The sequence below is a fragment of the Salinispora mooreana genome (assembly GCF_000379065.1).
In the GTDB taxonomy this organism is placed as follows: domain Bacteria; phylum Actinomycetota; class Actinomycetes; order Mycobacteriales; family Micromonosporaceae; genus Micromonospora; species Micromonospora mooreana.
Genome location: NZ_KB900614.1, coordinates 3,259,911 through 3,286,632, shown reverse-complemented (window position 1 = coordinate 3,286,632; position 26,722 = coordinate 3,259,911). Strand labels below are relative to the sequence as shown.

Below are 26,722 nucleotides of genomic sequence, written 5' to 3'. Positions count from 1 at the left end.
GATTTGGTGCGGTGGTCTGGTGACGGTGTTCTTGAGTATGTGGGTCGTGTTGATGCGCAGGTGAAGATCCGGGGTGTTCGGGTGGAGCCTGCTGAGGTTGAGGCGGTGTTGGTTTCGCATCCTGCTGTGGAGCAGGTGGTGGTGGTGGCGCGGGCTGGGCGTGGGGACGGGCTGCGCCTGGTGGCGTATGTCATCGCCTCGACCCCCGTCGAGCCCGGCGAGCTGGAAGTCTTCGCCGCCGGCCGGCTGCCCGAGTTGATGTGGCCGTCCGCCGTCGTGCTGCTCGACAGCCTCCCGCTGACTTCCAGCGGCAAGGTCGACCGGCGGGCGCTGCCCGACCCACGTATCGACAGCAGAGAATGCCGGGCGCCACGCACGCCGCAGGAAGAAGCGGTGACCCGCCTCTTCGCCGAGGTCCTTGGCCTCGAACGGGTCGGTGTCGACGACCGATTCTTCGACCTCGGCGGTGACTCGCTACTCAGCATGCGGCTGGTGGGCCGCATCCGTACGGAGCTCGGCATCGAGGTGCCCATCCGGAGCATCTTCGACGGCTCTACTCCGGCTGAGGTCGCAAGCCGGCTCTCACCGCAACTCCGACTGCGACCGGCGCTGCGTCCGGAGAAGCGCCCGAGCCGTGTCCCTCTCTCCTACGCCCAGCGGAGGCTGTGGTTCATCCACCGCTACGAGGGGCCGTCCGGCAAGTACAACATCCCCGCGGTGCTCCGGCTTGACGGCGATCTGGACGAGTCGGCTATGCGGTCAGCGATCCGTGACGTCGTGGAACGTCATGAAAGCCTGCGTACCCTCCTTGTCGAGGACGAGTTCGGTGACCCGTACCAGCATGTCCTGTCGATCGAGGAGGCGAACCCGGAGCTGCCGGTGCGGGTGGTGGGGTCGGCGGAGACCGGCGCGGCGGTGACCGAGCTGGTGACGTATGGCTTTGACCTGAACACCGAAATTCCGATCCGGGCCACGCTCCTGCGCCATGCGCCGCACCAGTACAGCCTGGTAGTCGTGATTCACCACGTCGCCGGCGATGGCGGCTCCGCTGCGCCGCTCGCCCGAGACCTCATCGATTCCTACACCGCGCGTCGAGAAGGGCGGGCGCCGCAGTGGCGTGCTCTGCCCGTCCAGTACCCGGACTACACGCTCTGGCAGCGTCGTCTCCTTGGTGACGAGGCCGATCTGGATAGTGTGTTCGCGCGCCAGTTCCGGTACTGGCAGGCTAAACTGGACAACCTCCCGGTGCCGATCACGTTGCCCACGGACAGGCCCCGTCCGGCCGAGGCGAGCTACCGCGGTGACACAGTGCCGTTCACCGTGGAGGGTGAGCTTCTCACCCGCCTCGAACGCGTCGCCCACAAGCACGACACCACCCTGTCGATGGTGATGCAGTCGGCGTTGGCGGTGTTGTTGTCGCGGCTGGGTGCTGGTGAGGATGTGGCGATCGGTGGTCCGATCGCGGGTCGTGCTGATGAGGCGTTGGCGGAGTTGGTGGGGTTCTTCGTCAATACGTGGGTTCTGCGGGTTGATGTGTCGGGTGGTCCGTCGTTCAGTGAGGTGTTGCGGCGGGTTCGAGCGGATGCGCTGGCCGCGTATGACCATCAGGATGTTCCGTTTGAGCGTCTGGTGGAGTTGCTGAATCCGGAGCGGTCGACGGCGTATCACCCGTTGTTCCAGGTCATGTGCGCCTGGCAGAGCGACATCGCACCCGAGTTGAGCCTGCCCGACCTGCAGGTGAGGGTCGAACCAGTCTCGACCGGCACCGCCAAGTTCGACCTGTTTTTCAATTTCGCGGTGAACGCCGACGCTGGTGACAAGCACGTCGACGGTCTCATCGAGTTTGCCACCGATCTCTTCGATCGCCGGACGATCGACGAAATGGCGGCTCGCTTCCTCCGCCTCCTGGACGCAATGGCCACCGATCCGGGTGTGTCGGTGCATGCGGTGGATCTGTTGGGGGTTGGTGAGCGTCGTCGGGTGTTGTCGGAGTTCAACGCTCCGGCGGTGTCGTTGCCGGCGGGTTCGGTGTGGGAGTTGGTGGCTGCGCGGGTGGCGGAGTCGCCGGATGCGGTTGCGGTGGTGGCCGGTGGTGTGGCGCTGTCGTATCGGGATGTTGCTGAGCGGTCGGCGGCGGTGGCGCGGGCGTTGCTGGATCGGGGTGTGGGTCCGGAGTCGGTGGTGGCGGTGGCGTTGCCGCGTTCGGTGGATGTGGTGGTGGCGTTGCTGGGTGTGTGGCGTGCTGGTGCTGCTTATGTGCCGGTGGATGTGCGGTATTTGAGTGGTCGTGTGGAGGCGGTGCTGGCGGATGCGGATCCCGTGGTGGTGCTGGCGGATGAGGTCGGTGCTGCTGGGTTGCCGGCTGGTGTTTCGGTGGTGCGGTTTGAGTCGATTGATTTCGCTGGGCGGGTTTCGGTGCCGGTGGTGTCGGTGCGTCCGGAGAATGTGGCGTATGTGATGTATACGTCTGGTTCGACGGGTGTGCCGAAGGGTGTGGAGGTTACTCATGGTGGTGTGGTGAATGGGGTTGTGCAGTTGGTGTCGGTGGTGGGGTCCGGTTGTCGGATTCTGGGGTCGACGTCGGTTGGTTTTGATGTTTCGGTGTTTGAGTTTTTTGCTGCTCTGGTTTCGGGTGGTTGTGTTGAGGTGGTGCGTGATGTTTTGGAGGTTGTGGAGCGGGGTGGTTGGTCTGGTGATGTGATTTCGGCGGTGCCGTCGGCTTTTGCTGCTGTTTTGGGTGAGGTTGGGGGCAAGTTGGATGTGGGTACTGTGATGTTTGCGGGGGAGGGTTTGTCGGGGGATTTGGTGTCGCGGGTTCGGTCGGTGTTGCCGGGTGTGCGTGTGGTGAATGCGTATGGGCAGACGGAGAGTTTTTATGCGTCTGTTTTCCCGGTTCCTGAGGGTGTTGATTTTCGTGGTGGTGTTCCGATTGGGCGTCCGTTGGGGAATATGCGGGCGTTTGTTTTGGGTGCGGGTTTGGTGCCGGTTCCGGTGGGGGTGGTTGGTGAGTTGTATGTGGGTGGTTTGTTTGGTCGGGGGTATGCGGGTGGTTCGGGTTTGACGGCGGAGCGGTTTGTTGCTTGTCCGTTTGTTGCGGGGGAGCGGATGTATCGGACCGGTGATTTGGTGCGGTGGTCTGGTGACGGTGTTCTTGAGTATGTGGGTCGTGTTGATGCGCAGGTGAAGATCCGGGGTGTTCGGGTGGAGCCTGCTGAGGTTGAGGCGGTGTTGGGTTCGCATCCTGCTGTGGAGCAGGTGGTGGTGGTGGCGCGGGCTGGGCGTGGGGACGGGCTGCGCCTGGTGGCGTATGTGGTGGCTGGTGGGCAGATGGTGGCCGGGGAGGGTTTCGGTCTGCATGCCGGTGTGTCGGTGAGTGAGTTGCGGGAGTTCGTGGGACAGCGGCTTCCGGATTACATGGTGCCGGCTGCGGTGGTGGTGCTTGATCGGTTGCCGTTGTTGTCGAGTGGGAAGGTGGATCGGTCGGCTTTGCCGGAGCCGGAGTTCACGGAGGTTGTGTATCGGGCACCGTCGTCGTCGGTGGAGGTGGCGTTGGCGGAGGTCTTCGCTGATGTGCTGGCGGTGGACCGGGTCGGGGTGGATGACGACTTCTTCGCTGCGGGTGGGGACAGTATCCGCTCGATTCAGGTGGTGGCGCGGGCGCGGTCTCGTGGTCTGGTGGTGACGCCGCGGCAGGTGTTCCAGCGGCGGACGGTTGCGGCGTTGGCGCAGGTCGTCGATGAGGTGTTGGTGGATCAAGGCCCGGCGTTGGCGGAGTTGGATGGTGGCGGTGTTGGTGTTGCGCCGTTGTTGCCGGCGGGTCGTTGGTTGCTGGACAACGGCGGTCCGTTCTCCAGGTTCGCGATGTCGGTGGTGTTGTGTCTGCCGACTGGCGTGGATCATGCGGGTCTGGTTGCGGTGATCGAGGCTGTGGTGCGGCGGCATGACGTGTTGCGGGCGTGTCTGTTGCCGGATGGTGCGTTGTTCGTGCCGCCGGTGGAGGCGGTGTCTGGGGCGTCTCTGTTGCGGCGGGTCTCTGGTGATGTGGTGGCTGCGGAGGTTGATGCTGCGGGTGGCCGGTTGGATCCGGCTGCGGGGGTGATGGCGCAGTTCGTGTGGTTTGAGGATGCGGGTCGCCTGGCGGTGGTGGTTCATCACTTGGTGGTGGACGGGGTGTCGTGGCGGATTCTGGTGCCGGATCTGGCGGCGGCGTGGGAGCAGGTGGCACAGGGCCGGGTTCCGGTTTTGCCGTCGGTGGGGACGTCAGCGCGGCGGTGGGCCGTGGGGCTGCAGGAGGAGGCGACGAGTCCGTCGCGGATGGCTGAGCTCGAGTATTGGCGTGAGGTGTTGCGGGGCGAGGACGCCGTGTTGGGGGCGCGGCGTTTTGATCCTGCGCGGGACACGATGGCGGGGGTGCGGTCGCTGCCGGTGCGGTTGCCGGTCGGGTCGTTCTCGCAGGTGGTGGAGCGTTTCCAGTGTGGTGTGGATGAGGTGTTGCTGACCGGGTTGGCGCTGGCTCTGTCGCGGTGGTGTGGTGGGCGTGCACCGTCGTTGCTGCGGCTGGAGGGCCATGGCCGGCAGGAGGAGATCGTGCCGGGTGCGGATCTGTCCCGGACGGTGGGGTGGTTCACCAGCATGTTCCCGGTCCGGGTGGATGTCCGCGGAGTGGATGTCGAGCAGGCGTTCGCCGGTGGTGACGCGGCGGGTCGGGCTGTGAAGCGGGTCAAGGAGCAGCTGCGGGTGGTGCCGGATAAGGGCATCGGGTTCGGGTTGTTGCGGTATCTCAATGACAGCACTGGGGCTGAGCTGGCGACGTTGGCGGTTCCGCAGATCGGGTTCAACTATCTGGGCCGGTTGTCCGGCACGGATCTGTCGGCTGGTGGCTGGACGCCGGCCGGGGACCTCGGGGATGTCACGGTGGTCCCGGATGCCCAGATGCGGGCGTTGTCGGCGTTGGAGATCAACGTGATGGTTTCCGACAGTGATCACGGATCGCAGGTGACCGGGTTGGTGTCGTATGCCTGCGGTGTGTTGACCGAGGCGCAGGTTGATGAGCTCATCCGGTTGTGGGGTGAGGCACTGACCGCTGTGGTCATGCATGCGGCTGAGCCGGACGCGGGTGGGTTGACTCCTTCGGATGTCACTTTGACTGATGTGGACCAGTCGGAGTTGGACGGGTGGGAGGCTGATTACGGCCGGTTGACGGCCGTGTGGCCGGTGACCGCGACGCAGTCCGGGTTGTTGTTCCACGCGATGATGGCCGGCGCGGCTTTCGACGCGTATCACATGCAGTTGGTGTTCCGGTTGAAGGGCCGGGTCGATCCGCAGCGGATGCGTACTGCCGGGCAGGCTTTGCTTGGTCGTTATCCGAATCTGCGTGCCGGGTTCGTGGCGCGTGCTTCTGGTGACCCGATCCAGATCGTTCCTGCTCAGGTGACGCTGCCGTGGCGGCATCTCGATCTGTCGACTTCGCCGGAGTCGGATCGGGGGGCTGTCGTCGAGCGGTTCCTGGCCGATGACAGGGAGACTCATTTCGATCCGGCCCGGCCGCCACTGATGCGTCTGGGTTTGGTGACACTCGATGAGCAGCACGCTGATCTGGTGCTGACCGCTCATCATGTGTTGTTTGACGGTTGGTCGCTGCCGATTTTGGTGCGTGACTTGCTGCGTCTTTACTACAGTTCTGGTGATGTCGCGGGTCTGCCGCGGGCCAGTAGTTACGAGGATTTTCTTTCCTGGCTGGATCGGCATGACGAGCAGCGGTCGATGCAGGCCTGGGAGCAGGCGCTGGCGGGCCTTGAGCAGCCCACGATTCTCTACCCAGCGATCACGGCCGGTGCCGCCGAGGCCGCTACCGCCAGCATCCCTCTGGACCTGACCCGAGAGGAGGGATTGGCCGCTACCCGTCGGGCTGCGGAACTCGGTATCACCGTCAACACTCTTGTCCAGGGCGCCTGGGCTGTCCTCTTGTCCGCTCTCACCGGCCAGGACGATGTCGTTTTCGGTGCGACTGTTTCCGGCCGGCCCGCGGACCTGCCCGGCGTCGATGACATGGTCGGCCTGTTCATCAACACCATTCCCGTCAGGGTCCGCTGCCGGCCCGGTGACACCATCAGTCAGCTCCTGACCGACCTGCAGCACCAGCAAAGTGATCTCCTCGACCACCACCACCAGCCCCTGTCCGACATCCAACAAGCAACCGGACTAGCCACCCTCTTCGACACCCTCGTGTTGTTCGAGTCCTATCCCGTGGACCGGACCGGCATCGACGAGGCCAACGCGGACGCGGGTCTGGAGATCGCCGGGGTGCAGCCGTTTGCGGGGTCGCACTATCCGGTGACCCTCACCGCCTCCACCGACCCCCACCTCCAACTCTCCATGCAATACCAGCAACCCCACATCACCACCACCACCGCAACCACCCTCGCCCACCGCTACACCCAACTCCTCCGACAGATCATGAGGGACCCCGCCGTCACACTGGCAGCCGCCGACGTGCTTGAGCCGAGCGAACGGCGGTGCCTTCTCGAGAACCCCAACGCCACGGCAGCCACGCTGCCGGCGGCGACTGTGCCGGAGCTCTTCGCCCGCCAGGCGGCCGAGACGCCTGACGCGACCGCCCTGGTCACCGAGGACACGTCGCTGACCTACCGGGAACTCGACGAACGGGCCAACCAGCTCGCCTGGTATCTGATCGCCCGGGGCGCGGGACCGGAGACGGCCGTCGCCGTGCTGCTCCCGCGCGCCGCGGACCTGGTCGTCGCCCTTCTTGCGATCCTCAAGTCGGGCGCCTACTACGTTCCCGTCGATCCGGAGCACCCGTCGGCGCGGATCGAGCACGTCATCGGCCACGCTGACCCGCTGCTCACCATCGACGCCGCCACGATGGCGCGCGACAGAAGTGGTCACGGACGCGAAGCACCCCCGCTCCGCGTCCGGCCCGAGAACGCGGCCTACGCGATCTACACGTCGGGTTCCACCGGAACTCCCAAGGGCGTGGTCGTGTCGCACCACGCACTAGCGAATCTCCTCGCCGCCATGGAGCCACACGTGCAGCTCACCGCGGAGGACGCCTGGCTCGCCGTGACGACCATCGCGTTCGACATCGCGACGCTGGAGGTGTTCGCTCCGTTGCTGGCCGGAGCACGCCTTGTGCTGGCTGCCAACGATGTGTCGGCGGATCCGGCCGCCATCGCGGAGCTACGCTCCCGGCATCGGATCTCGGTCATGCAGGCCACGCCCGCGCTGTGGGAGATGGTCGTCCGGCGCCATCCGGCGACCATCGACGGGCTGCGGGTGCTGGTCGGCGGCGAAGCGCTTCCCGCGCCGGTCGCACGGATCCTGCACGAGCGGGCCGCCACGGTCACCAACGTCTACGGTCCGACGGAGACGACGATCTGGTCCACGGCCGCGCCGGTGACCGGCGGCGCCGATGCGCCTCCGATCGGCCGGCCCCTGGCCAACACCCAGGTCTACGTACTGGACGACGCGCTCCGGCCGGTGCCCGTGGGCGTACCTGGAGAGCTCTACCTGGGCGGTGCCGGCCTGGCGCGGGGCTACCTGCATCGGCCCGGCCACAGCGCCGAGCGCTTCGTCGCCAACCCCTACACACCCGGAGACCGGATGTACCGCACCGGCGACCTGGTGCGGTGGCTCGCCGATGGACAGCTCGAGTACCTCCGCAGGGCCGACTTCCAGGTGAAGATCCGTGGGCACCGGATCGAGCTAGGGGAAATCGAGTCCGTCCTGGCCGACGCCGTGGGAGTACGCCAGGCCGTGGCTGTGGCCCGGGAGGATCAGCCCGGCGATCGGCGGCTCGTGGCCTATGTGGTCCCGGCGGTGGAAGTCCTGCCCGCTGCCCAGTCCGGTGCCCATGCGGACACCGAACTCGTAGACGAGTGGCGCGTGGTGTACGAGCAGAGTTACGACGAGTCGCGCAAGGCGGACTGGGGCGAGGACTTCGAGCTCTGGAAGTCGGCGTACACCGGCGACTCCATCCCCCTGACCGAGATGCACGAGTGGCGGGACAACGCCGTCCAGCAGGTGCTGCGCGGCAAACCCCGGCGAGTCTTGGAGATCGGCGTCGGTTCCGGTCTGCTGCTCTCCCAGATTGTCGACCACGTCAACGAGTACTGGGCCACCGACTTCTCCGAGGTGGTCATCGAGCGGCTCCAGCGGCAGTCGCGCGAACGGCAGTGCCAGGATCGGCTCGTCCTGCGCTGCCAGGCCGCCGACGATGTCGAGGGTCTGCCTGAGGACTACTTCGACGCAATCGTGATCAACTCGGTCGTACAGTATTTTCCGGACAGCTCCTACCTGGGGGAGGTCCTGGGCAAGGCCATGGGTCTGCTCGCGGCCAATGGCCGGCTCATTGTCGGCGACGTCCGCCACCACGGCACCCTGCCGATGCTCTTTGCGGGTGTGGATCAGGTCAAGCACCCTGATGCAGGACCGCGGGCGCGGAAGGTCAATGTCGACCAGGCCGCCATGCTAGAGCGGGAACTGGTTGTCGACCCAGAGTGGTTCTCGGCTTGGGCGGCCGGCAACGGCATCGACGCCGTCGATGTGCGGTTGAAGCCCGGCGCCGCTCACAACGAGCTCACTCGTCACCGCTACGAGGTGGTGCTGCACAAGAAGCCGGCGAATGTCATCTCTCTCCGGGATGCGCGCGTCCTGGTGTGGGGCCGGGACGTCGCCGACGTCACCGAGCTGATCGCGCAAGCCGGTGACGGTCACCCGGTGCGCGTGGCCGGGATCATGAACGCCCGCCTCACCGAGGAGGCCGCCGTCGTGGCGGCCGCCGGCATCGCACCACGGCGGAGTGGCTCCGGCGATGCGCTCGACCCTCAGCATCTCGCCGACCGTGCCGCCACGGAGGGCCTGTGCGTGGTGCTCACACCGTCCAGCGAGGCGCCGGAGTGTTTCGAGGCCGTGCTGCTGCCAGATCCGGGCGAGGACCGGGCCATGGACGGCGCCTACCGCGGCGCTGGGCGTCGAGCCGAGGATCTGGCCAACGAGCCCTCGACGTCCGGCGCCATCCGTGCGCTCATCGGCACGCTGGGGACCTTCGTGGAACAGCGGCTGCCCGAGTACATGGTGCCGACGATGATCGTGCCGATCAGTTCGCTGCCGTTGACACCCAACGGCAAACTCGACCGCGGGGCGCTCCCGGTGCCGGAGTATGCCGACACCTCGCAGTACCGCGCTCCACGTAACAACCGGGAACAGGTCCTGTGTGGTCTCTTCGCCGAGGTGCTCGGAGTCGAACGAGTCGGCATCGACGATGACTTCTTCACCATGGGCGGGCATTCCCTACTGGCCACTCGGTTGATCAGCCGGATCCGCACCGAGTTGAACATCGACATCCCGATCCGCCAGCTGTTCGAGGCCCGCACCGTCGCGGAGCTCTCGGAACGCTCGGCCAGTCTGGCCGGCCCGGTGCGGCCCCGGCTGCGCCGGATGACGCCAGAACAGCCGGAGCAGTAGGAGAACCTATGAGCCGCACTCTTCCCTGCCACAGCCTCATGGATCCCACCCTCATCGACGACCCCGCCGGGGGCTTCTCCCGGATCCGGGACGAAAGTCCCCTCGCGCATGCCATGGTGCCCGGCGTCGACGGCCCCGTCTGGCTCGTCACGCGGCACGAGAGCGTGCGGAAGGTCCTGGGAGACCGACGGTTCGTCAACGACCCCACGAATGTTCCGGGCTCGTCGACGCCGGACCTGTGGGCACATGCCGCGCTCGCACAAGGCGTGCCCCATGAGTACCTGGAGCATGTGCGCAGCATGCTTCAACTCGACGGCGAGGTACACGCCCGTCTGCGCCGGCTGGTCTCGCGCGCCTTCACCATGCGCCGGATCACCGCATTGCGACCGCGCATGATGCAGCTGACGGAGGAACTGCTCGACCTCCTGCCGGCAAAGGCCGAGGACGGTGTCGTGGACCTGGTCGAGCACTTCAACTACGTGCAGCCCATCTCGGTAATCTGCGCGCTGGTGGGGGTACCCGCCGCCGATCGGGCGGCCTGGATCCGGTGGAGCCGCGTCCTGACCTCGATGGAATCCGGGACGATCGGCGACGCCGTGACCGGCATGGTCGACAACATCCGTGCGCTGATCGAGCAGCGTCGGGCGGAGGCGGCCGACGATCTCCTTACCGACCTGGTCCGGGTGCGGGACGCGGACGGCGATCGCCTGTCCGAGCGGGAGATGATCACCTTGGTCATCACCCTGGTGACGGCGGGTCATGACTCCACCGGCCTGCTGCTCAGCAACGGCCTCGCGGCACTGCTGACGCATCCGGATCAGCTCGCGAAGCTTCGCGCCGACCCCTCGCTCGGGCCACAGGCATTCGACGAGCTCATGCGGTGGTGCAGCGCCATCGTGGCAGCACGCCCCCGGTACGCCACCGAGGACGTGGAACTGGAAGACGGTCTGGTGCGCCGCGGCGACGCGGTGATTCCCGTGCTGGTGTCGGCCAACTACGACCCGGAGGTGTTCGAGGACCCGCACAGGCTGGACATCACCCGCGTCCACGAGCAGCGCCGATTCCATCACGTCGGCTTTGGCGACGGCCTGCACTACTGTCTGGGTGCCGCATTGGCCAAACATGAGGCGGCGATTGCGATCACCGCCTTGCTGGAGCGGTATCCCGGCCTGGAGCTGGCGGTGCCGGCCCAGAGGCTGCGCCGGGCTCGGCTGCCGCTGACCTGGCGGCTGGACTCACTGCCGGTACGGCTCGGAATCGGGGGATGAGCTGATGAGAGTACGCGGAACACGGGTCGCACTGCCGCCGGCTCCGGTGGTGCACCGGAGATTCGAGGAACTGGTGGACGACGCACCCGACCACCTTGCGGTGGTGTGCGGCGGGCAGCGGGCGACCTATCAGGAACTCAACGCGATGGCGAACCGGTTTGCGCACTTCCTCATGTCGCGAGGGACCGGTCCGGGCGCCAGGGTCGGGGTCTGTCTGGACTACTCGATCGACATGCTCGTCGCCATTCTCGGCACGTTGAAGTCTGGTGCCGCCTACGTGCCGCTCGACCCGTCCTACCCGGCCCAGCGACTTAGGGCGATGGTGGAGCAGCTCACCGACCTCGCTTCGATCGTCGTGTCGCCGTCGACGGCGGGGCTGGTGAGTGCGGCGAACGCCGAACTCGTCGATCTCGAAGCCCTGTCCGAGCTCCTGGCGACCCAGTCGCCGGCCAATCCGGACGTGTCAGTCACGGGGCAAGACCTGTGCTACGCGGTCTTCACGTCGGGGTCGACCGGCATACCGAAGGTAGCCGGTGTACGGCACGAGGGTTGGTTCAACCTGCTCAACTGGCTGTCGCTCGAGTATGGCCTGCACCAGGGGTCGGACAACCTCGTCGTCAGCGCGTTCGGGTTCGACCTCACTCAACGCGCTCTGCTGGCGCCGCTGTTTTGCGGAGCAACCCAGCACCTGATACCGAGCAGGCATTTCGACACCGCCCTCGCCTACCGGACGCTCGCTGAGCACCATATTCGGACAGTCCATTGCGGAACCAGTGCGCTGTATCTGCTCATCGACTGGGAGACCGCACGCGGGAGTGGGGCGCTGGACCGGGTGGGCCACATTTTCTTCGGCGGCGAACCGATGTCTGCCGACCGTGTCGTGCCCTGGGCTGATCGCGAAGGAAACACGTGCAGACTGCTGCACCAGTACGGTGTTGCCGAGTGCACGGACGTCGCGTCGTCGTACGATCTCGCCGACTACCTCGCGGGCGGGGGAGGAACTGACGTAGTTCCGGTCGGTAAGCCTGTTCACAACACGGACATCCACATTGTGGACGAGCAGCTACTCCCCGTCGCTCCCGGTGAGTACGGCGAGATCTGCATCTCCGGGATCAGCATCGGCGTCGGCTACCTCAACGCCGGCGGTTCCGGATCGGACCGGTTCGTCAGGGTGGTCCGTGACGGTGTGCCCATCCGGCTGTACAAGACGGGCGATCGTGGCACGGTGACGGCCGGCGGAGATCTCGTCGTCGCCGGTCGCCTTGACTCTCAGGTGAAGGTGCGGGGGATGCGAATCGACCCGGTCGACGTGGAGCGCCACCTCGACAGGCTGGCCGGCGTACGGGCATCCGCGGTTGTGCCCAGGCGGCACGGATCCGGAGAGGTCGAACTCGTCGCTTTCATCGTCCCTGATGGCGGGGAAATCGTCACGAATGACGTTCGGTCGAGACTTGTCGCGGTGCTCCCCCAGAACATGGTTCCGGCCGAGTTCATCACCGTGCCGGAGATCCCGCTGAACCCGCACGGGAAAAAGGACCACAGGGCGCTCGCGGAGCGGTTGCACGGATCGGCGCGCCGGCCCGTTGATGATGCCAGGGCCGGCTGAGCACTATGAACGAGGGAGAAGTCCTGATGATCGCCGACAGGGTTCGTGCCATCTGGTGTGCCGAGCTGAAGGTGGACGAGGTGGCCGACGACGACGACTTTTTCGCCCTCGGCGGGCATTCGGTGGTCCTGGCTCGCATTCAGCTCACCCTGCTCGACGAACTCGGCGTGGAGGTTCCCATGGATCAGTTGTTCCGGAATTCCACGGTCGGGGCGCTCTCGTCGTACCTGGAAGCGAAGGGCCTCACGCCGTGAGTCGATGCCGGCTAGCGGCAATGGAGGTCGGTGTGGGGCCCGTACCTGTCGTCAGGCTGCGCCGTGGCTAGTTAGCGGGACTGACACCTCTCGCGCAATAGTTGCACTGCCGCAGGCCGTCTCGCTGGCGAGACGGTCGGCCCGGACGCCCGTCGGCGGTACGGTCGACGAGACCGGTGCCGCCGGGCATCCTCGTAATTCGTCATGAGATTCCCTTGCCCTCGTATGGGCGCTGCGATTCCTTCGACCATGTCTGAGGTAGGTATTCGTTGTCTGCTGTAGGCGCGTCATCGTCACAGGTGGGGCTTTGGATTTCCGACAAGCTCAAGGCGTCGATCCGCAACAATTTGGGCGCTTGGTGGGAGGTCGACGGCGTGCTCGAACCGAGCGCGTTGGCCACGGCGTTCGAGCAGGCGCTGCGCGAGAATCCCAACCTGCTGGTCGGGTTCGAAGAAACTGGCGAGGGTGTTCGCGCCGTACCGCGCGAACTGGGGGCGTGGCAGCCCGAATGCTTCGATCTCAGCGGTTCCGCGCAGGTCGAGGAACAGGTCTTCTCGACAATTGCCGAGATACAGGCGGAACCGTTCGATCTGAGCTCGGATCTTTTGTTCCGGCTCGGCTCGATTCGCGTGAACGATGATCGATCGATCTTCTTTCTCTTCTTCCACCACATCGTCATGGACGGCATCGGGTGTATCAATTTCGCGGCGCGATGCGCGGAGATATACACGGCTCTCACCGAGGGTCGGCCGGTTCCGTCTGCCTCGGTCGCCGACGCCCACATCATGGCGAAGGAGGAGGCGAGCTACCGAGCGTCCGCCCAGTTCACCGAGGATGCCGCCTTCTGGCGGAGCTACCTCGCCGACCGGCCGGAGGCCGCCAGGCTGCCCAACGTTCACGGCGGCCGTGTCGACCCGGAGACCGCCGAGGCGATGCCGGCCACCGGCCCGGCCAGGGTGGCGCACGCGATGGGCATCGCGAACAGCACGACCGTGATCGCCGCCGGGGAGGCGGCCGCGTGGAGGCGGGCCGCCACCTCGGTACGCCTCTCACTCCCTGCACTGGTAACGGCGGCCGCCTCCGCGTTCCTGCACGAGGTCTGCGGGCTGCCCGAGCTGATCTTCTCCCTCGCCGTCGGCAACCGGTCGAGGGCTACCCTGAAGGCCACCGGAATGGGTGCGAACTTCGTGCCGATCCGGTCATCCATCCGGCCGACGGACACCTTCCTGGACATTGCCCAGGCGATCGAGGCGGAGAAGGCGGCCGTCGCTCCGCACAGTCGTCACCTGAGCGCCGACATCCGGCTGAGCCTGGGGGAGACCGAGGCGAGCCGCAGCCCGATGGGAATGATCCTCAGTCTTGTCCCGCTCCGGCGCCTCACCTTCGGCGCGATGCCGGCGCGGCTATCGGGTTCGTGCCTTCCCTCGCCGGACGAACTCATGATCAGCGTGCTTCTGTCCGGTCGGGACGAGGTGTTGACGATCAGCCTGGACGCGCCGCGGGATATGTACACCATCGCCGAGCTGGACCGATTCTCCTCGAGCCTTGTCGCGTTCATCCGGGCCATGGTTGGTGATCCGGGACGGCGGGCCGGCACGGTGGACGTGCTCGCCGACGCCGAACGGGACTGGCTGCTGGACGAACTGAACGACACACGGGTCTCGGTACCGGGGCTGACGGTGCCGGAACTGTTCGGACGCCAGGTGACGAGGTCTCCGGATGCCACCGCGATCGTCGCCGGCAGCCGCTCGCTGTCGTACCGGAGGCTGGACGAGTCGGCGAACCGCTTGGCGGAGATCCTGCGTGAGCGGGGCACCGGCCCGGAGACCGTCGTGGCGGTCGCCCTGCCCCGGTCGGCGGATCTGGTCGTTGCGCTGCTGGCCGTGGTGAAAGCCGGCGGGGCGTACCTCCCGGTCGATCCGCGCTATCCGGCGGAGCGAATCGCGATCCTGCTGGCCGAGGCGGGGGCCACCGTGGTGGTGACCGATACGGCGACCGCGGCGGCGCTGCCCGGCCCGAGTTCGGCAGGTGTCGTGCTGATCGACGCGATGCCGGCCGGCCGGTCGGCCGAACCGCGGCCACGGACGCCAAGCCATCCGGACTCGCTCGCGTACGTCATCTACACGTCGGGTTCGGCCGGCGTGCCGAAGGGCGTGGGCGTCACCCACCGGAACATCGAATGCCTGGTACTCGATCGCCGTTGGCAGACCGGCGGCCACGAACGAGTGCTGTTCCGATCACCGCACACGTTCGACGCGTCGATCTACGAGTTGTGGGTTCCCCTGCTGACCGGCGGCCAGGTGGTGGTCGCGCCACCCGGCGAACCGGATCTGGCGACGCTGCGGGAGACGATCGTCGGCGGCCGGGTCACCGCAGCGTTCCTGACCACCGGCCTGTTCTCGGCGATCGCGGAGGAGAGCCCGGAGATTCTGCAGACCCTGCGGGAGGTGTGGACGGGCGGCGACGTCGCCTCCGTAGCCGCATTGCGGCGGATGCAGGAGGCATGCCCGGCGACGGTGTTCGTGAATGTCTACGGCCCGACGGAGACCACGGTGTACGCGACGTCGTACCAGCTGGGCCACGGCGAGCGGATGGAGCGTTCGGTTCCGATCGGACGGCCCCTCGACAACACGGCCGGGTACGTCCTCGGCCCCGGCCTCATGCCAGTCGGTCCCGGCGTGACCGGCGAACTGTATGTGGCGGGGCCCAGAGTGGCGCGAGGGTATCCGGGCCGGCCCGGTCCGACCGCCGAACGCTTCGTGGCCTGCCCGTTCGACGGGCCGTACAGCCGGATGTACCGCACCGGTGACCTGGTCCGATGGAACGCGGACGGCAGGCTCGAATTCGTGGGACGGGCCGACGAACAGGTGAAGGTGCGCGGTTTCCGGATCGAACCGGCCGAGGTGGAAGCGGCGATGGCCGCCCACCCGGGCGTGGCCAGGGCGCTGGTCCTGGCCAAGGCGGACCGGTCCGGTCATCGGCGCCTGGTCGGTTACGTCGTCCCGGCCGGCCGCGGCCGTGTCGGTGGAGATGGCGCCGGTGCCGCCGGCGACCTCGATCTCCGGGTCGGGGTCTCGGAAGGCGAACTGCGCAGATTCGTCGCAGGCCGGCTGCCGGATTTCATGGTGCCTGCGAACTTCGTCGTACTGGAGGACCTGCCACTGACCGGCAACGGGAAGGTGGACCGGGACGCGTTGCCGGAGCCGTCGGGCGGTGGCCAGGCGTACTGCGCTCCCCGCGGGGAGACCGAGCGCGTCCTGGCCGAGGTCTTCGCCGACGTGCTCGGAGTGGCTGAGGTCGGCGTCAACGACGACTTTTTTGCAATCGGCGGCGACAGCATCCGGTCCATCCAGATCGGGGTGCGGGCGAAGGCCCGGGGAATCGAGCTCAGTGCCCGGGAGATCTTCGAACACCGTACGATCGCCCGCCTCGCCGAGTACGCGAACGCGCGGACAGCGGAGCGGAGGACCCTTCCCGAGTTGCCCGGCGGCGGTGTCGGCTGGATCCCGCTGTCTCCCACGGGACTGCACGTTCTCGGCCGCGGTGGTGGCATCGACCGGCTCTCGATGGCGGCGGCCGTGCATCTGCCCACTGCCGTGGACCAGACCGGGTTGGTGACGGTGCTGGACACGATCCTCGCCGGACACGACGTGCTGCGCAGCCGGCTCGACCCCGGTGGTAGGGGATTGTTGGCCGCGCCGGCGGACGCGGTGAGCGCCGGTCCATTGCTGTGCCGGATCCCGTGCGCGCAGTGGCCGCCGGACCCCGAGAGTGTCCAGGCGGCGCTCGACGACGCGGCGAGCCGATTGGACCCCCGTTCCGGGGTGATGGCGCAGTTCGTGTGGCTCGCTCCTGAGCCGGGCGGCGGATGGTTGCTGATGGTGCTGCACCACCTGGTGGTCGACGGCGTGTCCTGGCGCATCCTGTCGGCCGATCTGGCCGCGGTGTGGCGGGCACTGAACACCGGTGGTGTCCCGGCACTGCCGGCGGTGGGCACCTCGATGCGGCGTTGGGCGCACGCGCAGATCGAGGAGGCGGCCAACCGGGAGACGGAGCTGCCGCTGTGGCAGGAGATGCTGTCGGCCGTCGCCTCACCGCTCGGGACACACGATCTCGATCCGGCGATCGATACGGCGGGCTCGCTTACGACGCTGCGGGTGCGTGTGCCGGCGGCCGTCACCGAGACGGTCCTGACCGCGCTGCCGGCGGCGTACCACGGCAGCGTGGAGGACGGGTTGCTGGCCGGCCTGGTGCTCGCGGTCGCGGGTTGGCGGCGTGCACGGGGCTGGGCCGACGTACCATTCACGGTCCGAATGGAAGGCCACGGCCGGGAGGAGGCCCTGTACCCGGGGGCGGATCTCTCCCGGACGGTCGGCTGGCTGACCACCATGTACCCGGTGCGGCTCGACCTGTCCGGAGTTGATGCGAACGAGGCGCTTACGGGCGGAGCGGCCGCGGGGCAGTTGGTCAAGGTGGTCAAGGAGCAGCTGCGCGCGGTTCCAGACAAGGGCGTGGGGTACGGAATGCTGCGCTACCTGAATCCGGAGACGAAGGAGGCTTTCGACAGCCTCGGTCACCCGTCGATCGGATTCAACTACCTGGGCACCGTCTCCGCGTCCGACATTCCGCAGGAGTACCGGGATGCGGGCTGGACCTCCGTCTCGGAGCTGGGGCAGCTGATCCCCACGCCGGACGAGGACCTGCCGGCGCTGTCGACTCTCGAGATCAATGCGGTCGTCGGTGACAGCAGGGAGATGCTCGCATACTTCAGCTTTCCGAGCCGGGTGCTGACCCGTGCCGAGGTGCACGAGCTGTCGCAGCGCTGGGTTGAGGCGCTCACCGCGTTGGCGCGGCACGCGCGGCTCGGCGCCGGTGGCCTGACCCCGTCGGACGTGTCGCTGGTCGCCGTGACTCAGCCCGAGATCGATGTGTGGGAGGCACGGTACGGCGCACTGGCGGCCGTCTGGCCCGTGACCCCGGTGCAGTCCGGTCTGCTGTTCCACTCGATGTTCGCCGATAGCCCGTTCGACGTGTACCACCTGCAGTTCGTGTTCCATCTCAGCGGCGAGGTCGACGCCGAGCGGATGCGCCGGGCCGGGCAGGCGCTGCTGGACCGGCACCCGAATCTGCGGGCGGCGTTCGCCACCGGTGGTGACGGGACGCTGGTCGAGGTCGTACCGGAGCACGTGGTCTTGCCCTGGCGTTTTCTCGATGGCGCCGACATCGAGACGTTCCTCGCCGAGGACCGGGCCGCCCACTTCGACGCGGCATGCCCGCCATTGATCCGGCTTGCCCTGATCGCCACGGCGGGGGATCGGGCGGAGTTGGTACTCACCGCACACCACGCTCTGGTTGACGGCTGGTCCATGCCGTTGCTGGTGCGGGATCTGCTCGAGCTCTACGCCGCCGACCGATCCGGAGTCCACCTGCCGCAGGCGAGCGAATTCGCGCACTTCCTCTTCTGGCGGGCTGGCCGGGACCATCGAGCGGCCGCGGATGCGTGGGCGCGGGAACTCGACGGTCTGTCTCAGCCCACCATCCTGTTCCCCGGGGATCCGCCCGACACCGGCCACGGCGTCCGGCGGATCCAGGCGGAGCTCGGCGTCGGCATCGCGCGCGACCTGGAGCGGCGCGCCGCGGAGTGCGGCGTCACGCTCAACACCCTGGTGCAGGGCGCGTGGGCGCTGGTGCTGGCCCAGCTCACGGGAGAGCAGGACGTCGTGTTCGGCGCGACCGTCTCCGGCCGCCCGGAGTCGCTGCCGCGCGCGGACACGATCATCGGACTGCTCATCAACACCATCCCGGTCCGGGTACCGTGCCCCGGGGATCGAACCGTGGCCGACCTGCTGGGCGACCTGCAACGGCGGCAGGGTGCGCTCTTCGACCACCACCACTACGGGCTGGCAGACATCCAGCAGGCCGTGGGCCACGGCACCCTGTTCGACACGCTCGTCGGCTTCGAGTCCTATCCGGTCGACCCGGCCACGTTGGCGGACGCGGCCGCGGCCACGGGCTTCACGATCGACGGCGTGCGGCCGTACTACGGGTCGCACTATCCCTTGACACTGAACGCGAGCGCGGATCCGCACCTCGAACTGTCCGTCGACTACCAGACCGCGCGACTCGAGCACGACACTGCCACGGCGATCGTCGGCCTGCTTGGTCGCCTGCTCGAGCGAATCGCGGAGGATCCTCGCGTCACTGTCCGTGCTCTCGACGAGGTCGATGCGGCAGCCCGGGAACGGTTGCGCGCACTGCTCCGGCCCGCGCCGCCGGCACCGGCGGCCGAGCCGGGGAGCGGGAACTCGGCAGAGCACCGCGCGCCGCGTACCCCGCGCGAGGAGAAGCTGTGCACGTTGCTCGCTGAGGTGCTCGACGTCGATCGGGTCGGCATCGATGACGACTTCTTCGACCTCGGCGGCAACTCGCTGGGGGCGATCCGGCTGGTCAACCTCGTCCGGTCGGAGCTGCACCTGGAACTGTCGATTCGTTCGCTGTTCGAGGTACGTACGGTCGCGGGTCTTTCGCGCGTGTTGGAGGAACCCGTTCCGTCGGCCCGGCCGGCGTTGCGTCGCAGGACGAAGGACGGGGAAGTGCTGTGACCCGCTCCCGTACGACCGCCGTGTTCCGTCCGGAAAGCTCTCGATGCCGGGAGGCGTCATGTACGACGTGATCGTTGTCGGTGCTCGCTGCGCGGGCTCCTCAGTGGCGATGTTGCTTGCTCGGCGCGGATACCGCGTCCTTCTGCTGGAACGGGCACGATTCCCGCAGGACACGCTGTCCTCGCACTACATCCATCAGCCCGGTGTCGCGTTGCTCGCCAAGTGGGGGTTGCTCGACCGGGTTCGCGACAGCAACTGCCCGCCGATCGACCACATCAGTTACGAGACGACAGGCGTTCGGCTGGATGGCTGTTCGCTGCCGGTTGACGGGTACCGAGCCGGCTTCGCGCCCCGGCGGTTCGTCCTCGATCCGATCCTCGCCGGTGCGGCGGCCGACGCTGGCGCCGACTTCCGGGACTCCTGCACGGTCAGCGGGCTGCTGGTCGAGGACGGCCGGGTCGTGGGGGTGAAGTACCGTACCTCCGGCGGCACCGAGACGACCGAACGAGCGCGGCTGGTGGTGGGCGCGGACGGCATGCGGTCGTTCGTGGCGCGCACGGTCGGCGCCGGGACCGTCATCGAGCATCCTCGGATGACCTGTACCTACTACAGCTATTGGGCCGGCGTCCCCGCGCATCTTGAGCAGTATGAACGGCCCGGCCGGTGGATCGGCGTCATCCCGACCAACGACGACCTCACGCTGATCATGGCTTACTTCCCGCAGGCCGACTTCCACAAGGTGCGCGGGAACGTGGAGCCGGCGTTCATGGAGGCTGTCCGGACGACCGCGCCGAGTATGTACGAGCGGATGGCCGAGGGCCGCCAGGTGGAGCAGTTCTACGGGACGGGCCATCAGGAGAACTACTTCCGCAAGGCGTTTGGGCCCGGCTGGGTCTTGGTCGGCGACGCGGTGCACCACAAGGACTCCATCACGGCCCGGGGAATTGCCGATGCCTTTCTTCAGGCTGAGCTGCTGACCGATCACATCGGGGAGCAGTTGCACGACGACCCGGCGTCCGACGTCATGTGGCGCCGGTACGAGTCCGACCTGACCGAGCATCTTCTGAGCCCGTACCAGAGCACGCTGAGTGTGGCCGGTCTTAGCCCGGCCCCCGAGCGGACCGCTTTCTTGCAGGGACTGGCCGGTAACCAGGAGTTGGTCGACCGGTACTTCTCCACCCTGTCTGGTGCCTGCTCCCTCGACGACTTCTACGACAACGAGCTACTGACGGAGATCGCGCCGGCCGGTCGGGCGGCCGGGGAGGGGTGGAAATGATGATTCCACTGTCGTTCGCGCAGCGCCGGTTGTGGTTCCTGCACCGGCTCGAGGGACCGTCTGAGACCTACAACGTCGTGATCGCCTGCCGGCTGACCGGCAACCTGGACACGTCGGCCATGATCGCCGCGCTTACCGATGTGGTCGGCCGGCACGAAGCCCTGCGCACCCTCTTTCGGGAAGACGAGAACGGCGTCCCCTATCAGGCGATCCTGGAGGACACCGAGGTGCCGTTCGACGTGCCGGTCGTCGACGCGTCGCGGGACGAGGTGCCCGGCCTGATCGACAGCGCCATCCGGTACCGGTTCAGCCTGGCCGACGAGATCCCGGTGCGAGCCACGCTGCTCCGGTCGGCGTCCGACGACCATGTGCTGGTGTTGGTGTTCCACCACATCGCCGTGGACGGCGGTTCGGGGGCACCGCTGCTTCGCGATCTGGCCGAGGCGTACGCCGCGAGGCGTGCGGGTTCCCCGCCCGGCTGGGCGCCGTTGCCATTGCAGTACCGGGACTACACGCTGTGGCAGCGGGAGATGCTGGGCGATGAGACGGACCCGGAGAGCATCGCCGGGACGCAGATCATGTACTGGTGTGACGAGTTGGTCGGGGTCCCCCAACCGGTGCGGCTGCCGATGGACCGCCCCCGTCCGGCTGAACTGACCCACGACGGCGACCAGGTCGACTTCGTGGTCAGCCCGGACGTCATGACGGGGCTGCACCGCATCGCCACAGAAAGTCGCGCGACCGCGTCGATGGTCGTGCAGGCCGCTGTGGCGGTGCTGCTGAACAAGCTGGGCGGCGGAGTCGATCTGACGATCGGCAGTCCGATCTCGGGCCGTACCGACGAGGCCATGCAGGACATGGTCGGTTGCTTCATCAACACCTGGGTGCTGCGGGCCGACCTGTCCGGGGACCCGACGTTCCTGGACCTGCTCGGCCAGGTGCGGAACAAGGCGCTGGCGGCCTACGAGAACCAGGACGTGCCGTTCGACCAGCTGGTGGAGTCACTCAATCCGGATCGGTCAGCCGCCTATCACCCGCTGTTCCAGGTGATGTGCGAGTGGCAGAACAACCAGCGGCCGGACTTCCGGTTCGCCGGGCTCGGCGTCAGCGTCGAACACGCCATCACCCACACCACGAAGTTTGATCTTCACTTCAGCCTGACCTCGGACGACTCGGGACGGCTGCGGGGCGGCATCGAGTACGCGACACGGCTGTTCGATCGACAAACGATCGAGCTAATGGCCAGCCGCTTCACCCAGGTCCTGGAGCAGATCGCCGCCGAACCCTCGACCCACCTGTCCGCCATCGGCGCGTTCGTACCGGGAGAGCGTGAACGGCTCGTGTACGGCGTGAACGACACGACCGAGCCGGCCGGGGTGCAGTCCCTGCTCGAAAATCTCACCAGGCAGGCCGAGACGGACCCCGGCCGTGTCGCCTTGGTGTCCGGCTCCCGGGAGATGACGTACGGGGAACTCCTTGCCAGGGCAAACCGGCTGGCGCACTGGCTGATCGAGCGGGGTGCCGGCCCGGAGACCGTGGTCGCCGTCCGGATACCGCGTTCAGTAGAGTTCATCGTGGCGGTACTCGGCGTGTTGCGGGCCGGAGCGGCCTACCTGCCAATCGAGTCCGACCTGCCGGACCTTCGGGTGAGGGACATGCTGAGCAGCGCGGAGCCGCTGCTCGTCCTCGACGGTACGCTTCCCGAGACCGGGGAGATGCCGGCGACCGATCCCGGCGTACGGGTTCTGCCCGACAGCGCCGCGTACGTCATGTTCACCTCGGGATCGACGGGTGGCCCGAAGGGTGTGGTGGTCTCGCACCGGTCGATCGTGAACCGAGTGCTGTGGGGGATCGACCACTTCGCCATCGGACCGGACACCCGGGCCCTGTGGAGCACCTCCGTCGGGTTCGACGTGTCGGTTCCGGAACTGTTCGGGCCGCTCCATACGGGCGGCACGGTCGTGATAGCCGATACGGACGAGCGTAAGGATCCCGCGGAACTGGCGCGGCTCGTCCGGGTCCAGCAGGTGACTACCGCCAACTTCGTACCTTCGCTGCTCGAGGCTTTCATCGCCGAACCCGCCGCAGCCGAGTGCCGGACGCTGCGCCGGCTCGAGGTCGCCGGTGAGGCATTCCCCGTGGCGCTGGCGAACCAGGTCGTGGAGACGTTGCCGGACTGCGCGGTGTACAACCTCTATGGGCCGACGGAGGCAGCGGTCGAGGTGACCGCCGGGCGCCACACCAAGGGTGCCGCCAGCGTCCCCATCGGACTTCCGATCTGGAACACCCACGTCTATGTCCTGGATACCGAGCTCCAGCCGGTGCTGCCCGGGGTCCCTGGAGAGCTGTATCTCGCCGGGACCGGGCTGGCCCGTGGCTACCTCGGTCGGTCTGCGCTGACCTCGGCGCGCTTTGTGGCATCCCCCTTCGTCCCCGGGGCCCGGATCTATCGCACCGGCGATCTGGTGCGGTGGAACGGCGACGGCCAGATCGAGTATCTGGGCCGTGCCGACGAGCAGGTGAAGATGCGCGGGTTCCGGATCGAACCCGGCGAGATCGAGCATGTGCTGTTGAGCCACCCCAGCGTCACCGCAGCCGCCGTCGTGGCCCATGAGGGCCCGGACCGCCACAAGCGGCTGCTCGCCTATTTCGTCGCCGGTGCCGGTGACACGGACGGCGAGGCGTTGGCCGAGTTTGCGCGGCGGCGGCTGCCCGAGTACATGGTTCCCGTGGCCTTCGTGGCGCTCGCCGAGATGCCGGTCACGCCGAGCGGCAAGGTGGACCGGAAGGCGCTGCCGGCACCCGAGCAGGGGAGTGCCACCACCGGCCGGGCGCCTCGACACGCCTACGAACGTACGCTCTGCGAGCTGTTCGCCGAGGTGCTCGGAAGGCCGGCGATTGGCATCCACGACAACTTCTTCGAGCACGGCGGCTACTCGCTTCTCGCTGCGCAGCTCAGCCGCCACATCCGTGACCGCTTCGGCGTCGATGTCCCCATCCGGACGATCATCCGCTATCCCACCGTCGCGGAACTGGCCGCGGTGCTGGTTAGCCGCAGCGTTCCGGAGGAGTTCGCGGACCCCTTCGCGGCAGTGTTGTCGTTGAACAGTGGGCCGGATCGGACGCCGTTGTGGTTCGTCCATCCGGGCAGCGGTGTGAGCTGGCCGTACTTCAGCTTTCTGCCGTACCTCAAGGACCGGCCCGTCTACGCCCTCCAGGCTCGAGGGTACGACGGCACGACGTCGTTGCCGGCATCCGTGGAGGACATGGTCGACGACTACGTGGCGAGTATTCTTTCTGTGCAGCCGGACGGACCGTTCCACATCGTGGGGTGGTCGTACGGCGGAACCGTTGCCCATGCTGTGGCGGCGGAACTCGAGCGGCGTGGGCGGAAGGTGGCGCTCCTCGCGCTGCTCGACGCCGTGCCGGCGAGCGACTTCGGAGTGCTGGACAACCTCGACCCGGCGGCGCAGCGGGCCGTTATCGACGGTTTCCTCGGCGAATTTTTCAGAATCGGCGAATACGATCACTTCCTCGACACCATGGCGAGTGTCCTGTCGAACAACATCGGCATTATGAAGTGCTTCGAGTCGCCTGTGTTCCGTGGTGACCTCATCTTCTTCAACGCCGCGCTCCGGGACGACGGTGGAACCTGGGCGGATAAGTGGAAGCCGCATGTCGCCGGCTCGGTCGAGGAATATCAGGTGCAGTCCACCCACCACGACATGCACATGCCCGCGGCCGCAGCGGAGATCTGCGACGTGATCAATCGCAAGCTGAACGAGTGACTGGGAAGGTGCACATAGTGTTCGACGAACCGTCCGTTTACGACGTCTTAGGCATAGGATTCGGGCCGTCCAATCTATCACTTGCTATCGCGCTGCACGAGATGGGTGATGTTGAGGGGCGCCCACTGGCGGCTAGATTCTTCGAGCAGCAGCCCTCGTTCGGCTGGCATCGGAACATGCTGCTCCCCTCCGCGAAGATGCAAGTGTCGTTCCTGAAAGACCTCGTCACGTTCCGCAACCCGCACTCCCGGTTTACTTTCGTCTCGTATCTGCACGAGATGAATCGCCTCGCACGGTTTATCAACAACTGCGATTTCTTCCCCACCCGCGAGGAGTTCCACGGATACCTGGAGTGGGCGGCGGCGAACTTCGCCGACCAGGTCACCTACGGCGCGACGATCACGTCGATCAGCGTGCCCCCGGATAGTGGGCCCGGGGATCCGATCGACCGGGTACGCGTTAACCTGGCGTCTGGCCCGACCGGCGCCGAATCGTCGTCCGTGGAGGCGCGGAACGTCGTCCTGGGGACCGGCCTGGTCCCGCGCTTCCCAGCCGGCCTGACCTCGGACGACAGGGTCTGGCACAGCTCAGAGTTCCTCGGCAAGTTCCAGCGGTGCGACACCACGAAACTGAAGCGGGTGCTGGTGGTCGGCGGCGGCCAGAGCGCCGCGGAGATCGCTCATTTCGTTTACGACAACGTCCCGGGCGTGACGGTCACCGCGGTCATTCCTTCGTATGGCTACAGCATCGCCGACGCCACGCCGTTCGCGAACCGCGTCTTCGATCCGAGCGCTATCGACGACTACTACTACGGCGACGAAAATTCGAAGGACGCTTTCTGGCGCTACCACCGGAACACGAACTATGCCGTCGTGGACAGCAACCTCATCTCGGACCTGAACCGGAAGGCGTACGACGAGGCGGTCACCGGTGAGACCCGGCTGCGGTTCGCAGAGCTCAGCCGGCTCTCCGGCGTGCGTCGGCGGGACGACGGAGTCGTGGTATCGATTCACTCCATGCTCAGCAACCGGACGTCCGAGGTCGACGCCGACATCGTGATCTGCGCGACCGGATACGAGCCGATGGAGATCGGCGACATGCTAGGCCCGCTTGACCGGTTCTGCATACGGGACGAACAGGGTCGTTACCGGGTTGAGCGCGACTACCGCCTCGCGACGACGGAGCACCTCCGATGCGGGATCTATCTCCAGGGTGGCATGGAGCACACACACGGCCTGTCGTCGTCGCTGTTGTCCAACCTGGCGGTGCGCAACGGAGACATCTCCACGTCGGTCGCGAGGAGGGCGCAGAGCCAGTCGCACGACGACGGCCGCGTGCTGCAGGGTCTGGTGCCGACCGGCAGTTAGTCCGACGAGAAGGCATCCGACTTCCGCAGTTATACCGAGAGGGAGCACAACAGATGAGCACGAATCCGTTCGACGACGAGTCGGGCCGTTTCTACGTTTTGATCAACGACGAGGAGCAGTACTCGCTCTGGCCCGCATTCGCCGAGGTGCCGGCCGGCTGGCGGGTCGTCTTCGGTGAGGCCGGCCGGGCTGAGTCGCTGGAGTTCGTCGAGGCGAACTGGACCGACCTGCGTCCGAAGAGCCTTCGGGAGGCGATGGACGCGGACGTCGCGTCTTAGTCACCGAGAGGAGGCAGGACACATGTCTGTGGCACCCATGCAGCACATCACGCTGGTGTGCGCCCCGTTCGCCGGAGCGGGCGCATCGTTCTATCATCCGTGGCGAACGCTCGCAGGTGACCGTGTAAGAGTCGTCGGGCTGGAGCTTGCCGGCCGGGAACGGCGGCTTCTCGAGGAACCGCACCGAGACGTGCACGAGGCGGCCAAGGCGTCGTTGGAGTCCGTTCTCTCGGCCGCCGAGGACGACGCTCCGCTGGTGCTGTTCGGGCACAGCGTCGGCGCCGTGCTCATGTACGAGCTGGCACACCTGCTGAGCGCGCGTGATAGCGGGCGCCTGAAGCGGCTGTTCGTCAGCGGCTCACCGGGGCCGTGGACGCAGCGGACTCGGCGGGCGACCGGGCTGGCGGACGACGAGTTCTTCGCCCGCGTCGAGGAGTTTGCGGGCTTCCGGCACGAGGCATTGGACCACCCCGAGATGCGTGATCTGATCCTTCCCGCTCTGCGGGCCGACTGTGAGATGCACGAGAACTACTGGCCGAGCACTGACGAGCCGCTGTCGATCCCGATCTTCTCCGTACGGGGTAGCACCGACGAACTGGCTACGCCGGAGCAGGCGCAGGAGTGGCGGGACGCGACGGTGAGCGAGTTCGGCTTCACCGAGATGGCCGGTGGCCACATGTATCTGGCGGACCATGCCCACGAGCTGTTGCGGTTGATCGAGGCCGTGTCGTTCGGGGAGACAACGGAGGACCGGCGGCCGGTTGCCGCGCAGTCGGCCGCCGCGAGCGAAAAGAGCTGAC

At 67.0% G+C, this 26,722-nt stretch carries 10 protein-coding genes; all 10 read left to right on the top strand.

The window, feature by feature from the left end:
• Window positions 1-9,483 (top strand): non-ribosomal peptide synthetase (locus SALPAC6_RS30800; protein WP_018254319.1); only part of this gene is annotated, 9,483 nt, incomplete at its 5' end.
• An 8-nt stretch (window positions 9,484-9,491) separates the two neighbouring features.
• Window positions 9,492-10,751, top strand: a complete 1,260-nt coding sequence (locus tag SALPAC6_RS0115555; protein WP_027661642.1) for a cytochrome P450 family protein — start codon at window positions 9,492-9,494, stop codon at window positions 10,749-10,751.
• A 73-nt stretch (window positions 10,752-10,824) separates the two neighbouring features.
• On the top strand, window positions 10,825-12,357 hold the full coding sequence (locus tag SALPAC6_RS26085) for an amino acid adenylation domain-containing protein (RefSeq protein WP_263404717.1): 1,533 nt from the start codon (window positions 10,825-10,827) through the stop codon (window positions 12,355-12,357).
• Between the two features lie 26 nt (window positions 12,358-12,383).
• Complete coding sequence (locus SALPAC6_RS0115545; protein ID WP_018254316.1) at window positions 12,384-12,611, top strand: acyl carrier protein; 228 nt, start codon at window positions 12,384-12,386, stop codon at window positions 12,609-12,611.
• A 269-nt stretch (window positions 12,612-12,880) separates the two neighbouring features.
• Window positions 12,881-19,213 (top strand): non-ribosomal peptide synthetase, encoded by a 6,333-nt coding sequence (locus SALPAC6_RS26080; protein ID WP_080636068.1) that lies wholly within the window; start codon window positions 12,881-12,883, stop codon window positions 19,211-19,213.
• A gap of 58 nt (window positions 19,214-19,271) precedes the next feature.
• The gene (locus SALPAC6_RS0115535) at window positions 19,272-20,489 is read left to right on the top strand and encodes an NAD(P)/FAD-dependent oxidoreductase (protein ID WP_018254314.1); all 1,218 of its coding nucleotides are present in this window, start codon (window positions 19,272-19,274) and stop codon (window positions 20,487-20,489) included.
• Window positions 20,486-24,277: a non-ribosomal peptide synthetase gene (locus tag SALPAC6_RS0115530; protein WP_018254313.1), complete on the top strand. Its 3,792-nt coding sequence runs from the start codon at window positions 20,486-20,488 to the stop codon at window positions 24,275-24,277. The genes SALPAC6_RS0115535 and SALPAC6_RS0115530 overlap by 4 nt, the downstream gene beginning before the upstream one ends.
• A 17-nt stretch (window positions 24,278-24,294) precedes the next feature.
• Window positions 24,295-25,644, top strand: coding sequence for a lysine N(6)-hydroxylase/L-ornithine N(5)-oxygenase family protein (locus tag SALPAC6_RS0115525; protein ID WP_026189713.1), 1,350 nt, complete (start codon window positions 24,295-24,297; stop codon window positions 25,642-25,644).
• A gap of 53 nt (window positions 25,645-25,697) precedes the next feature.
• Entirely contained in the window at window positions 25,698-25,922 is a 225-nt protein-coding gene (locus SALPAC6_RS0115520) for an MbtH family protein (protein WP_018254311.1), read from the top strand.
• A gap of 22 nt (window positions 25,923-25,944) precedes the next feature.
• The gene (locus SALPAC6_RS0115515) at window positions 25,945-26,721 is read left to right on the top strand and encodes a thioesterase II family protein (RefSeq protein ID WP_050563450.1); all 777 of its coding nucleotides are present in this window, start codon (window positions 25,945-25,947) and stop codon (window positions 26,719-26,721) included.
• Window position 26,722: the final 1 nt, after the last annotated feature.

Coding starts and splice junctions, on each gene's coding strand:
- SALPAC6_RS0115555 (WP_027661642.1), top strand. CDS start 9,492: ATGAGCCGCACTCTTCCCTGCCACAGCCTCATGGATCCCACCCTCATC.
- SALPAC6_RS0115545 (WP_018254316.1), top strand. CDS start 12,384: ATGATCGCCGACAGGGTTCGTGCCATCTGGTGTGCCGAGCTGAAGGTG.
- SALPAC6_RS0115520 (WP_018254311.1), top strand. CDS start 25,698: ATGAGCACGAATCCGTTCGACGACGAGTCGGGCCGTTTCTACGTTTTG.
- SALPAC6_RS0115530 (WP_018254313.1), top strand. CDS start 20,486: ATGATGATTCCACTGTCGTTCGCGCAGCGCCGGTTGTGGTTCCTGCAC.
- SALPAC6_RS0115515 (WP_050563450.1), top strand. CDS start 25,945: ATGTCTGTGGCACCCATGCAGCACATCACGCTGGTGTGCGCCCCGTTC.
- SALPAC6_RS0115535 (WP_018254314.1), top strand. CDS start 19,272: ATGTACGACGTGATCGTTGTCGGTGCTCGCTGCGCGGGCTCCTCAGTG.